Source organism: Actinomadura rubrisoli (genome assembly GCF_004349215.1).
Lineage (GTDB): Bacteria > Actinomycetota > Actinomycetes > Streptosporangiales > Streptosporangiaceae > Spirillospora > Spirillospora rubrisoli.
The window spans coordinates 1-11,785 of the sequence record NZ_SMKU01000028.1; the positions used below are offsets into that span (position 1 = coordinate 1).

Consider the following 11,785-nt stretch of genomic DNA (forward strand, 5'->3'; position numbering starts at 1 on the left):
ATCGTAAAATGCGTTGCCCCTCCCGCCCCCGGATCGGCACTCTGATGGGGCTTCCGGGAAATGCCCGGAAGCTGGAGAATTGCCGGATCATTCCTTCGTAGTTCAACGGCAGAACGCCGCGCCGTTAATGCGGAAATCCAGGTTCGAAACCTGGCGGGGGAGCGGCACACGGTGGGGAGGTGACCGGTGAACGTGCTCGTCCTGAACGCGTCGTACGAGCCCTTGCAGAAAGTGGATCTGCGGCATGCCATCCGCATGCTGGTCCGCGAGGTGGCCGTCGTCGAGGAGGCCGAGGAGGGCCGGACCATCGGCCCCTTTCCGGTGCCGCGGGTCCTGAGGCTGGTCAGGTACGTCGCCATGCGCTGGCGGCACGGCAGGCGCCCGCCGTGGAGCAAGCGCGGGGTCTACCTGCGCGACAGGGGCCTCTGCGGCTACTGCGGCCGGCGCGGCGACACCGTCGACCACGTCCACCCGCAGTCGCGCGGCGGCGGCGACACCTGGGAGAACACGGTGCTGGCCTGCGGCCGGTGCAACAACCGCAAGGGGGACCGGACGCTCGCCGAGGCCGGGCTGCGGCTGCGCTGGGAGCCGCGGGTGCCGCGCTGGGAGGACCTCGTCGGGCCGTGACCGGGGGGAGGGGCCGGACCGCCGCGAGGCGGTCCGGCCCCTGAGGCGTCCGGCGTAGTCCCAGAGTGACTCTATGTGTTTTTAGAACCTTCTGAGGCTAAATGGGTGATTGTGGTAGCGTGCCGCCAATCTTCGAAAATGTTATCTAGGAGAGATCTGTGGCGGCCCACGACCCCCTCGGCAGGACGGAGCGCCCCTCCGGTGGGCGCAAGGCGGCGAAGCGCCTCGCGGCGCTCGTCCTCGCGGTCGGGGTGTCGGCGGCGCTGCCGCCGGTGTCGGGGAGCGCCGCCCACGCCCCGCAGGCGCCGAAGAAGGACCTGAAGAAGGAGTACGCCAAGCTCAAGAAGCGCGCCGACGCCCTGTCCAAGGAGTACCGCGGCGAGCTGGTCTCCCTGGAGCAGGCCAAGAAGGCCGCCGAGCGCGCCGGCGTCGACGCCGACCGGGCCGACCGCGACCTGGGCGCCGCCCGCGCCGACATCGCCCGCCTCGCCTCGTCCACCTACATGACCGGCCGGCTCGACATGGTCTCGATGGTCACCGCGGGCGAGCCCCGCGCCGCCATCCGGGAGGCCACGGTCATCGAGCACCTCAGCCGCAACAACGGCCGCCGCGTCCAGAGCCTGCGGGACCTGGGCACCAGGGCGGCGCAGTCCGAGGCGACGGCCAAGAAGACCCTGGACGAGGTGCGGCACGAGATCGAGGACCTGGAGGGCCAGCGCGCCCGCGTCCGGAAGCTGCTCGCCAAGTACAAGCCCGAGGCCCCCTCCGCCGGGTCGCCGTCCGGCGGCGGACGGCCCGACGGCGCGAGCGGCGCCAAGTCCCCGATCGTCGGCAACTCCATGACCGCCCGCATGCGGACGGCGATGCTGGCGATCGACGGGAAATTCGGCCCGTTCCCCGCCATCGGCTGCGCGCGCCCCGGCGACCGGCAGGACCACGGCTCCGGCCGGGCCTGCGACTTCATGGAGAGCAGCGGCGGCAAGATGCCGAGCGGCTCGGCCCAGTCCCACGGCGACCAGGTCGCCCAGTACGTCATCAGCAACGCGTCCCGGCTCGGCATCAAGTACGTCATCTGGCGCCAGCGCATCTACGACATGCGCGGCAGCGGCGGCTGGCGCCAGATGGAGGACCGGGGCAGCGTCACCCAGAACCACTTCGACCACGTCCACGTCTCGGTCCTTTGATCCGTTGGGCCACGACATCGAGCGGCCGTACGGCCCGCTGATCGAGACGACGCTGCGCGTCGCGTCCTGGAACGTGTGGGACCGGTATGGCCCCTGGCGCGAGCGCGAGACCGCGATCATCGCGACGCTCCGGGACGCCGCCCCCGACATCGTCGTCCTGAACGAGGCGTGGGAGGACGGCGAGGACGCCCAGGCCGACCGGCTGGGGGACGCGCTCCGCCTGCCCCACCGCGTGTTCCGCGGGGCGCCGTCCGACACGGACGCGGGCGGTCTGGCCGGGATCGCCGTCCTGTCCCGTTGGCCCCTGGGGCGGACGGGCGAGCGGCGCCTCGGCGACCAGGACGGCTGGGACGCCGGCTTCGCGGTGTCCGCCCGGGCGGACGGGCCGCGCGGCGCCGTGCAGGTCTTCGGCGTCGGCCTCGGCTGGAAGCTCGGCCACAGCGGGCAGCGCCAGCAGCAGGTCCGCGACCTCGGCGCGTACGTGCGCGAGACGGCCGCGACGGACGCCCCGCTTGTAGTATGCGGCGACTTCAACGCCGCGCCCGACAGCGACGAGATCCGCATGCTCACCGGCCGCGCCGCCGTCGCCGCGCGTGGCCTGGTCTTCTACGACGCCTGGGAGGTCGCGGGCGACGGCGGCCCCGGGCACACCTGGAGCAACGCCAACCCGTGGGCGCGGCCTGTGCTGTGGCCCGACCGCCGCATCGACTACGTCTTCTCCGCCTGGCCCCGCGCGGGCGGCGCCGGGCATCCCGTCCGGTGCGAGCTGCTCGGTGTCCGTCCGGTGGGCGGCGTGGTTCCGTCCGACCACTACGGGGTGCTGGCGGAGCTCAGGTACTAGCGCCGGGGTCGGTTACGGTGCCGTCTTGGGCGGAGCGGATCGCGGCCTCGATGACCTCTAGGCCGGTGATCGCGTCGCCTAGGTCGACGGGCGGGGGTCCCTCGCCGCGCAGCGCGCGTCCGACCCCGGCGTAGAAGTCCTGGTAGGCGCCGTTCTCGGTCGGCTCGGGGCGGTCGTCGCCCGGGGTGCCGAGGCGGCCGTACGCCTCGGGCGGCGTGACGCCGTACTCCGGGTCCTGCGGGGTGAGCCCGGCGCGGAGGGCGTTCTCCTGGCCGTCCATCCCGGACACCGTGTAGGCCGCGCGGCTGCCGAGGATCCGGAACCGGGGCCCGGGTCGCGCGGCCGTCGCACTCATCCACAGGTGGCAGCGGGTCCCGCCGCGGTGCGTCAGCGCCACGAACGCGTCGTCGGCGGCCGCCGCGCCCCGGCGGCGCGCGTCGACCTCCGCGTACACCCGCTCGGGACGGCCGAACAGGGCGACCGCCTGGTCGATCAGGTGGGGGCCGAGGTCGTGGAGGATCCCGCCCGCGTCGCGGGGGTCGCCGCTCTCCTTCCAGCCCGCCCTCACCTCGGGCCGCCACCGCTCGAACCGCGACTCCAGCCGCAGGACGTCGCCGAGCGCGCCCGAGGCGATCAGCCGCCACGCGGTGCGGTAGTCGCCGTCCCAGCGCCGGTTGTGGAACGGGATCACCGGCAGGCCCCGGACGGCGCTCAGCGCCGCCAGGGACCGGGCGTCCGCCGCGGAGGCCGCCGCGGGCTTGTCCACGACGACCGGGAGGCCCGAGGTCAGCGCCGTCCGGGCCAGCGGGACGTGCTGCCGGTTCGGCGCGGCGACCACCACCAGGTCGTAGGCGCCGGACGCCTCCCAGAGCCGGTCGGCGGCGGCGAGGACCTTCGCCTCCGGATACCGGTCCCGGACGGCCCGCTGCCGCTCCGGGTCCCCCGTCACGACGGCGGCGAGGCGCAGGCCGGGCACCGAGGAGATGAGCGGGGCGTGGAACACCGAGCCGCCGGTGCCGTAGCCGATCAGCGCAACACGCAGGTCCATGCCCGCATCATGACCGATGGCGCCCCGGCGTCCCGGCGGCGGGTCCGGCGGCAGGCGCTTCCAGGTCAGTAGGACTGGAGTTCGAGCAGGTTGCCACCGGGATCGCGCAGGTGGGCGGTCCGCAGCCCCGGCCCCCATCCGGGACGGTCCTGCGGCGCGGTCACGGGTGAGGCGCCGAGGCCGGTGAGGGCCTTGGCCGCCGCGTCGACGTCGTCCACGCGGAAGACGAGCATGGAACGGTCCTGCCCGGCGGTGGCGGGGAGATCCGCGGTGCCCACCGCCTCCGCCATCCTCGCCCGGCCCATCAGGACGAGCGCGCCCTCGCCCCGCAGGTCCCAGTCGGCGTACTGGGCCTCGGGCAGTAGCTTCGCGGGCCGGATGCCGAGCAGCTCGCCGAGCGCCGCCTCGTAGAACCGGGCGCAGGCGTCGAAGTCGTCCACCAGCAGGCGCGGGTAGAGCGCGTCCATGCCGTCCTCCTATTCGTGGGGGCTCACCAATGATTGGGGTAACCCTACAATAATCGGATGGACGAGACGGCGGAGACCGGGCCGGGGCGGCTGCCGCCCCGCCTGTTCGGCATCACGACGTTCGCGCTGGCCCAGGTCGGCCGCGCCGGCCGCGCCCGGATGGGCCGGATGATGGACGAGCACGGCCTGGGCCTGTGGCACTTCGCCGTCCTGGCCGCGCTGGACGACTCCGGGCACGCCTCGCAGCGGGAGCTCGGGACGCGGCTGCGCATCGACCCGAGCGACCTGGTCGAGGTGGTCGGGCGGCTGGAGGCCGCCGGGCTCGTGCGGCGCGACCGCGACCCCGCCGACCGCCGCCGCTATCTGGTCGAGCTGACCCCGGAGGGACGCGCGGAACTGGACACCGTCACCCGCCGCGCGGCGGATCTGGACGCCGAGCTCCTCGCCCCCCTCGACGCCGCCGACAGGGCCGCCTACGCGCGCATGACCCGGGTCCTGCTCACCCACCACGACCCGAGAGCGCGCCCCGGCACCCCCTCGTGAGCGAAGGGCGGATCAGTCGAAGAGGTCGGGCTGCTCGCGGACGATCTGGTCGTGGAGGGGCTGGTAGTTGATCCAGCCGACCAGGTCGTTGCCGATCTGCTCGTGGGTGCGGACGGCGTCGTCGTGCTCGATCGGGACGACCCGGCCCGCGGCCTTCGCCAGCAGCTGCACCTGGCACGAGCGCTCCATGGTGATGAACCACCAGGCGGCGGCGTCCACGGTGTCGCCGACGGTGAGCAGGCCGTGGTTGCGCAGGATGACGGCCTTGTGGTCGCCGAGGGCGGCGGCGATGCGCTTGCCCTCCTCCAGGTCGGTGACGACGCCGGTGTAGTCGTCGAACAGGCCGTGGTCCTGGTAGAACGCGCAGACGTCCTGCGTGATCGGCTCCAGCCGGCTCCCCAGCGCCGAGATCGCGCGGCCGTGCGTGGAGTGGCTGTGCGCGGCGGCGACGACGCCCGGCCTGGCCTGGTGGATCTGGGAGTGGATCGCGAACGCGGCCTCGTTGACCGGGTAGCGGCCCTCCACGACCTTGCCCGCGTGGTTCACCAGGATGAGGTCGCTGACCCTGATGTGCTTGAAGGACATGCCGAACGGGTTGACCCAGAAGTGGTCGGTGCGCTCGGGGTCGCGGGCGGTGATGTGCCCGGCGACGCCCTCCTCGAAGCCGAGCCTGCCGAAGATCCGCAGCGCCGCGGCGAGCCGCTCCTTGCGGTGCTGGCGCTCGTCCTCGGCGTTGTCGAAGGCGGGCGGCAGCTTGAAGACCAGGTCGGTCGGCAGCTTGTCGAGGAACTCCTCGTCAGCGGTCATCGGCGTACTCCTCCGGCTCGTCCCGCCCCCACCGAACACCCGGCGGCGGGCCGTCCGCTAGGGCGGCGCGATCCAATCTCGGCCGGACCGGTTGTCCCGAACGGACAACGGGGGCGCAGAATGGGGGGATGGAGCCCAGTGAAGGCGACCGGTTCCTGCGGCTGCTGATCGAGCGCAGCGACGACCCGGTGGTGCTGGAGGCGGCGGTCCGCGCCGCCCGGGGCAGGTCGGACCTGGTCGCCGCGCTGCCCGAGGAGGAGACCCGGCGGCACACCCGCGCGCTCGTGCGGGGCGTGCTGGCCGCGCTGGAGACCGGCGGGCCGGACGAGGAGGTGCTGGCCGCGGCGGAGCGGCTCGGCTCCGACCGGGCCCGGCAGGGCGTCCCGGTCGCCGCGTTCCTGGACGGCTTCCAGGCGGGACGGGCCCACCTCGTCCAGGCGATCATCGCCGACGGGCGGCGGCTGGGCGTGCCGGAGGGCCTGCTGCTGGACGGCGTGTCCCGCGTCGACGAGATCACCACCCGGCTCGTCCACCGGATGGTGCACGCCCACCGGGTCGCCGAGCTGGAGATGGCCCGGACCGCGCGCGAGACCCACGTGCAGATGCTCCGGCGGCTCCTGCACGGGGAGGCCGTCCCGGTGCTCGCGCCGCTCGACCCGGCGGGCGCCTACCACTGCGTGGTCTCCGACGTCGGCGACCCGGCCGCCGCGGCGCGGCTGGAGACGCGGCTGACCGCCGCGGGCCCGGGGCTGTGCGGGCTGGTCGACGGGCGGTTCGCGGCGCTGGTCGCCCGGCTGCCCGGCCCGCCGCCGGACGGGCCGCTGCTGGTGGCCGCGCCGCCCGCCCGCCCGCACGAGGTCGGGCCGCTGTACGAGCTGGGCCGCCGGGCGCTGCGGGCGGGCGCCGCCGCCGGGCTCGCGGGGATGCGGGGGCTCGGCGACCTGGCCCTGCTCACCGTCACCGAGGCCGAGCCCGGCCTCGGGCGGCTGCTGGCCGCCGGGCTGCTCGGCGGCCTGGACCCCGGCGACCCGTTCCACGCCGAGCTGGCCGAGACCGCCCTCGCCTACCTCGACCACGGCGGCCGGATCGGGCCGACGGCCGCGGCGCTCCACGTCCACGGCAACACGGTCAAGTACCGGACGCGGCGGTTCCAGGAGCTGACCGGCCGCCCGCTGCTCGACCCGTCCGGCGGGGCGGCGGTCGCCCGCGCCGCCAACTGGTGGTGGGCGCTGCACCACTGGCTCGCCCAGGCGAGGGGCTGATCGGCCGGTCCGGATGATGGGATGGATGCGGTGTCCCGGAGCGGGACGAGACGGATGAGACGACGGAGGAACCGGTGACCGCACCGCGGATCGGCACGGTGATGTGGCCCACCCAGTCCTGGCCGGAGGCCGGGGAGCTGTGGCGGCGGGCCGAGGAGCTCGGCTTCCGCCACGCCTGGGTGTACGACCACCTCGCCTGGCGCGGGACGACCCCCTGGTACGACGCCTACACCACGCTCGCCGCGGCGGCCGCGGTCACCTCGCGGGTGCGGCTCGGCACGCTGGTCACCTCGCCGAACTTCCGGCACCCGGTGCCGACCGCGCACGCGATCAAGACGGTCGACCACGTGAGCGGCGGCCGCGTCACCATCGGCATCGGGTCGGGCGGGACCCGCCGCGCCTCCGACGCGGGCGTCCTCGGCGGCGGCGAGTGGACCCCGGGCGAGCGCGCCGCCCGGTTCGCCGAGTGGGTGGAGCTGCTCGACCGCCTGCTGCGCGAGCCCGAGACGACCTACGAGGGGACGTACTACGCCGCCCGCGAGGTCGTCGAGGAGCCCGGCTGCGTCCAGCGGCCGCGCGTCCCGTTCGTGATCGCGGGGAACGGCCCGCGCGGCATGCGGCTCGCGGCCCGGTACGGCACCGGCTGGGTGACGAGCGGGCGCGCCGAGGGCCGCGAGCCGCGCGAGGTCGTCCGCTCCCGGCTGGAGGCCCTGCGCGCGGCGTGCGAGGCCGAGGGGCGCGTCCTGGACGACCTGGTCCTGCTCACCGGGTTCACCGATGAGCCCTGGCTGGAGTCGGCCGGGGCGTTCGCCGATCTCGCGGGCGCCTACGGCGAGCTCGGCGTCACCGAGGTCGCGCTGCACTGGCCCCGCCCCGGCACGCCCTGGGACGCCGACATGAAGGTGTTCGAGGCGGTCGCCGCCGAGCACGGGGAGGGACGGTGATGCCGTTCGTGCTGCTCGGCCTCGCCATCGCGTTCGAGGTCACGGCGACGCTGTCGATGCGCGCCTCGGAAGGGTTCACCAGGTTCGGCCCGTCCGCGCTGGTGGTGGCGGGCTACCTGGTCTCGTTCTTCTTCATGGCCAAGGCGCTGACCTCCCTGAACGTCGGCCCGGTCTACGCGATCTGGTCCGCGCTCGGCACGATCGGGGCGTTCGTCGGCGGCGTGCTGCTGTTCGACGAGCAGGTCCGCCCGCTGACCGTCGCCGGAGCGGTGATCATCGTGCTGGGCGTCATCGTGATGAACCTCGGCGGGGGCGTGAGCCAGGGCTGATCAGCGGGCCCGCCGCGCCGACCGCGAGCGCCGCGTGTACTCCTGGCCGAGCGCGAACAGCAGCCAGGTGAACGCGGTGGCGTCGTCGACGACGCCCACCGGCAGGAACACGTCCGGGACCAGGTCGATCGGGGACACGATGTAGACCACCGCGGCCACCATCGCGACGATCTTGCCGGTGGACGTCCGGTAGAAGCCCTGCACGCCGCCGGGCGCGCCCGGCCGGCGCCGCCTGCGCAGCCGCAGGATGCCCGCGACCAGGAGCACCGCCCCGGCCGCCATCACCACGGCTCCCGCCACCGTGAGGTCGACGCCGCCGAGATCGCCGTCGGCGGTGAGCGCGGGGACGGCGCCCGCGACGAGCAGGACCAGGCCGAGCCACACCATGCGCACCTCCGGGGGAGTCCCCTCCGGTATTGCCGCCTGCCGCCGCTCCACTCCTCCCCATGCCGTGACGTGCGCTTTCCCGGCGGCGGGCGTCAGCGGGCGTCGGCGGGGGTGGTGAGGCGCTGCTGTTCGAGCTGGCCGTCCAGCAGCTCGGTGGGGGTGCACCCCGAGAGGGCCCGGAACTCCCGGTTGAGGTGGGCCTGGTCGTAGTAGCCGCAGGCGAACGCGACGTCGGCGATGGCGGAGCCGCCGCCCGACAGCAGGCCGACCGCGCGCTGGAAGCGCAGGACGCGCCCCATCACCTTGGGCGGCAGCCCGGCCTGCTCGTGGAAGCGGCGGGTCAGGTGCTTGCGGCTCCAGCCCACGTCGGCGGCGAGGTCGGCGACCGAGACCAGCCCGCCGGCGCCGGTGAGCAGCCGCCAGGCGCGGGCCACCTCCGGATCGGGGGACGGGCCGGACTCCAGGCGGCGCAGCAGGAAGGCGTCGAGCAGGCCGAAGCGCTCGCCCCAGGACGGGGCGGCGGCGAGCCGCTCCACCAGCGGGGAGGCGGCGGGGCCGAGCAGGTCGGGCAGGTCGACGGCGGCGTTGGTGAGGCGGGCCATCGGGACGCCGGACAGGGTGTAGGCGCCGAGCGGGGTCAGGTCGAGCTGGATGCCGCGCTGCCCGCCGGGATGGGCGTACATGCCGTGGCCGTCGTGCATGCCCGCCACGAACGAGCCGTAGTCGCGGGCGCTCGTGCCCGGGTCGGGGACCGTCAGGTGGAGCGGCGGGCCCAGGTTGACGATCATGACGGTGGTCCGGGTCGGGAGCGTGCGCATCCGAGTGGGGACGACCTCGGGCTCCCAGTAGCCGTCGTAGAAGCGCAGGAACGGGCGCAGGGCCGGGTGCGGGCGCGCCTTGGCCTCCCACCAGCCGCCCCGGTCGGCGATCTCGACCGTCCTGTCCGTCATGCGTCCAGTACTACCACCTGGGCCGGCGGGCCGGGCTATTCGTACATCTGGCCGCAGACCGCGATCCGCGCCAGGTCGCCCCACGTCATCGTGGTGATCGTGCGGACGTAGGAGCGGGCCGGGGGCCGCCCGGGCGGGGCCGGCAGCGGCACCCGGGCGCCGTCGGCGGCGTCCCAGCCGCCGAGGCTCCCGGCGACCGCGCACTCCAGGTACGTCGCGGGGTCGAAGTTGTACCAGCGGGCCGGGGTGGCGCGCCGTCCCGAGCCGGGCCCGCGGGGCGCGTCGGCGCCGAACCTCGCCTGCGGGCCCGGGGGAGCGGCGAGGAAGTCCTCCAGGTCGGCGAGCTGGGACAGCACGACCCGCTCCCAGTCGGCGTAGCCCTCCGGCTCGGGGCCGGGCAGCGACAGGTCCTTCGCCGTCCACGCGGGGTCGAAATCGGCGGGCGGGGTGGTGGACGCCGCGGTGAACATCGCCGCGACGTCGTCGGGCTCCAGCCGCTCGCGGTCGCTCAGCGGCGCGCTGACCCTCCACAGGGCGCGCAGGAACGCCGACAGCGACCAGGACGCCGCCCTGGCCTCCTGGCCGAGGTGCAGGAAGTGCAGGTACAGGTCGCGGTTGGTCCGGACGGACGGACCGGGCGGCCCCTCGACCCAGTACATCTGCTTGTGCCGGACACCGCTCTCCAGCGCCAGGACGTGGGCCAGCGCCGAGGTCCGCGAGTCATGGGCGGCCACGTGGAACTCGTTGCCGCTGTCGTCCTGGCGCATGACGTTCCACGTGTGCATCCGGCCCCTCCACGGTCGGCGAAGCGGTCATCGAACGCCCCCGTCCAGAAAGTGTCCCATTCCGGGGAGCGGCCACCAGTAGTGGCCGTGTCACTTTCCGGACTCGAAGTCGTGACCTTCCGTACAGGGAATACGGTGCCCGGATACGCCCGCGCTCAGGTCTTCGAGCGGTGGATGACCTGGATCTCGGTGAACCCGTACAGGCCCCACGTGCCGTTCTCGACGCCGACGCCGCTCCACTTGATCCCGCCGAACGGCTGGCTCGGCGACAGGGCCAGGTGGGTGTTGACCCAGGCGGTGCCGCACTCCAGCTCGGCGGCGACCTCGGCGGCGCGGTCGGCGTCGGTGCCCCACACCGAGCCGGACAGGCCGAAATGGGTGCCGTTCGCGCGGGCGAGGGCCTCGTCGAGGTCGGTGTACTTGATGACCGGCAGCGCGGGGCCGAACTGCTCCTCGTCCACGATCCGGGCGCCGTCGGCGACGTCGGCGAGGATCGTCGGCTCGAAGAAGTAGCCGGGCCGGTCGATCGGCCCGCCGCCCGCCGCCGCGCGCGCGCCGCCCGCGACCGCCTCGGCGACCAGCTCTCCGACCCGCTCGTACTGCGGCCGGTTGTTGATGGGCCCGTACTGGACGTCCTCCCGCATGCCGTCGCCGACCCTCGCGGCCCGTGCCTGCTCGGCGAGGGCGTCGACGACGTCGCCGTAGAGCGCCTCCGGCGCGTACACCCGCTTGATCGCCGAGCAGACCTGCCCGTTGTTCTGGAACGCCCCGCCGAACAGCCTGGCGGCGACGGCCCCCGGGTCGACGTCGTCCAGCAGGATCGCCGGGTCGTTGCCGCCGAGCTCCAGGGTGACGCGCTTGAGGTCGGGCGCGGCGGCCGCGGCGACCCGCTTGCCGGTCGCGACGCTGCCGGTGAAGCTGATCTTGCGGGGGACCTCGTGCGCGGTCATCCAGGCGCCGAGCCGGTCGCCGCCGGTGACCACGTTCAGCACGCCGGGCGGCAGGACGCCGCGCAGGACCTCGCCGAGCTTCAGGCTGGACAGCGGGGTGAACGGGGACGGCTTGAGCACCACGGTGTTGCCCGCGAGCAAGGCCGGGGCGAGCTTCCAGACGGCGAGCAGCAGCGGGTAGTTCCACGGGGTGATCGCCGCGACGACGCCCATCGGGCGGCGGACGACCTCGACCCGCGCGTCCGCGTCGTCCCGGATGACCTCGCCCGGCAGCTCCAGCCCGGCGAAGTACTTGAGCCAGACGCCCGCGCCGACGACCTCCATGGTGGCGTCGGTGAGCGGCTTGCCCTGCTCCAGCGTGAGGATGCGGCCGATCTCCTCCGACCTGGCGAACAGCAGATCGGCCGCCGCGAGCAGCGCCTCGCGCCGCGCGGCCTCGTCGCGCCGCCAGGCCGGATAGGCGGCCCGTGCTGCGGTCATCGCCGCGTCGAGCTGGTCGCGGGAGGCGTCGGGCGCCCGCTCGGCCACCTCGCCGGTCGCCGGGTTGATCACGCCGAACGTGCCGGTCGCCCGCACGGCCGCGCCGCCGATGGTCATCGAGTAGTTCTCCGACACCGCTCATCCTCCGCTCGAAGGCGTCCGCCGAATGGCGTTCAGTATT

Annotated in this window: 14 protein-coding genes and 1 tRNA gene; 8 read left to right on the forward strand and 7 right to left on the reverse strand. The window is 74.3% G+C overall.

Annotated features, from left to right (window positions below; genetic code table 11):
* Nucleotides 1–91 precede the first annotated feature (91 nt).
* The 4 genes from E1298_RS08710 (at nt 92) to E1298_RS08725 (ending at nt 2,652) form a co-directional block, all read left to right on the forward strand.
* Nucleotides 92–162, forward strand: a tRNA-Asn gene (locus E1298_RS08710).
* 24 nt (nt 163–186) lie between these two features.
* Nucleotides 187–627, forward strand: a complete 441-nt coding sequence (locus E1298_RS08715) for an HNH endonuclease (RefSeq protein WP_131890873.1) — start codon at nt 187–189, stop codon at nt 625–627.
* A gap of 158 nt (nt 628–785) precedes the next feature.
* Nucleotides 786–1,811 (forward strand): VldE C-terminal domain-containing protein, encoded by a 1,026-nt coding sequence (locus tag E1298_RS08720; RefSeq protein ID WP_131890876.1) that lies wholly within the window; start codon nt 786–788, stop codon nt 1,809–1,811.
* Between the two features lie 4 nt (nt 1,812–1,815).
* Nucleotides 1,816–2,652, forward strand: a complete 837-nt coding sequence (locus E1298_RS08725) for an endonuclease/exonuclease/phosphatase family protein (protein WP_131890878.1) — start codon at nt 1,816–1,818, stop codon at nt 2,650–2,652.
* On the opposite strand, the gene E1298_RS08730 is transcribed toward E1298_RS08725, so the two are convergent.
* Both E1298_RS08730 and E1298_RS08735 read right to left on the reverse strand, forming a co-directional pair.
* Nucleotides 2,642–3,700 (reverse strand): Gfo/Idh/MocA family oxidoreductase, encoded by a 1,059-nt coding sequence (locus tag E1298_RS08730; protein WP_207944514.1) that lies wholly within the window; start codon nt 3,698–3,700, stop codon nt 2,642–2,644. The genes E1298_RS08725 and E1298_RS08730 overlap by 11 nt on opposite strands.
* 65 nt (nt 3,701–3,765) lie before the next feature.
* The gene (locus E1298_RS08735) at nt 3,766–4,167 is read right to left on the reverse strand and encodes a VOC family protein (protein WP_131890881.1); all 402 of its coding nucleotides are present in this window, start codon (nt 4,165–4,167) and stop codon (nt 3,766–3,768) included.
* A gap of 57 nt (nt 4,168–4,224) precedes the next feature.
* On the opposite strand from E1298_RS08735, the gene E1298_RS08740 reads away from it, so the two are divergent.
* Nucleotides 4,225–4,710, forward strand: coding sequence for a MarR family winged helix-turn-helix transcriptional regulator (locus E1298_RS08740; protein WP_131890883.1), 486 nt, complete (start codon nt 4,225–4,227; stop codon nt 4,708–4,710).
* A gap of 12 nt (nt 4,711–4,722) precedes the next feature.
* On the opposite strand, the gene E1298_RS08745 is transcribed toward E1298_RS08740, so the two are convergent.
* A complete protein-coding gene (locus tag E1298_RS08745) occupies nt 4,723–5,517 on the reverse strand; it encodes a class II aldolase/adducin family protein (RefSeq protein ID WP_131890886.1) in 795 nt (264 codons plus the stop codon).
* Nucleotides 5,518–5,645: 128 nt separating this feature from the next.
* Between E1298_RS08745 and E1298_RS08750 the strand changes: the two genes are divergently transcribed.
* The 3 genes from E1298_RS08750 to E1298_RS08760 all read left to right on the forward strand — a co-directional run bounded on the left by E1298_RS08750 (nt 5,646) and on the right by E1298_RS08760 (nt 8,052).
* Nucleotides 5,646–6,779 carry a helix-turn-helix domain-containing protein gene (locus tag E1298_RS08750; protein ID WP_131890889.1) on the forward strand — a complete coding sequence of 378 codons (1,134 nt, stop codon included), beginning with the start codon at nt 5,646–5,648 and terminating at the stop codon, nt 6,777–6,779.
* Nucleotides 6,780–6,853: 74 nt separating this feature from the next.
* Complete coding sequence (locus tag E1298_RS08755; protein WP_207944515.1) at nt 6,854–7,723, forward strand: LLM class flavin-dependent oxidoreductase; 870 nt, start codon at nt 6,854–6,856, stop codon at nt 7,721–7,723.
* Nucleotides 7,723–8,052, forward strand: coding sequence for a DMT family transporter (locus E1298_RS08760; RefSeq protein WP_131890892.1), 330 nt, complete (start codon nt 7,723–7,725; stop codon nt 8,050–8,052). The genes E1298_RS08755 and E1298_RS08760 overlap by 1 nt, the downstream gene beginning before the upstream one ends.
* Here the strand turns inward: E1298_RS08760 and E1298_RS08765 are convergent, their stop codons facing one another.
* The 4 genes from E1298_RS08765 to E1298_RS08780 form a co-directional block, all read right to left on the reverse strand.
* Nucleotides 8,053–8,439, reverse strand: coding sequence for a YkvA family protein (locus E1298_RS08765; protein ID WP_131890895.1), 387 nt, complete (start codon nt 8,437–8,439; stop codon nt 8,053–8,055).
* A gap of 92 nt (nt 8,440–8,531) precedes the next feature.
* On the reverse strand, nt 8,532–9,389 hold the full coding sequence (locus E1298_RS08770; protein WP_131890898.1) for a helix-turn-helix domain-containing protein: 858 nt from the start codon (nt 9,387–9,389) through the stop codon (nt 8,532–8,534).
* A gap of 35 nt (nt 9,390–9,424) precedes the next feature.
* Nucleotides 9,425–10,174 (reverse strand): hypothetical protein, encoded by a 750-nt coding sequence (locus E1298_RS08775; protein ID WP_131890901.1) that lies wholly within the window; start codon nt 10,172–10,174, stop codon nt 9,425–9,427.
* Nucleotides 10,175–10,329: 155 nt separating this feature from the next.
* On the reverse strand, nt 10,330–11,739 hold the full coding sequence (locus tag E1298_RS08780; RefSeq protein ID WP_243725463.1) for an aldehyde dehydrogenase family protein: 1,410 nt from the start codon (nt 11,737–11,739) through the stop codon (nt 10,330–10,332).
* Nucleotides 11,740–11,785 lie beyond the last annotated feature (46 nt).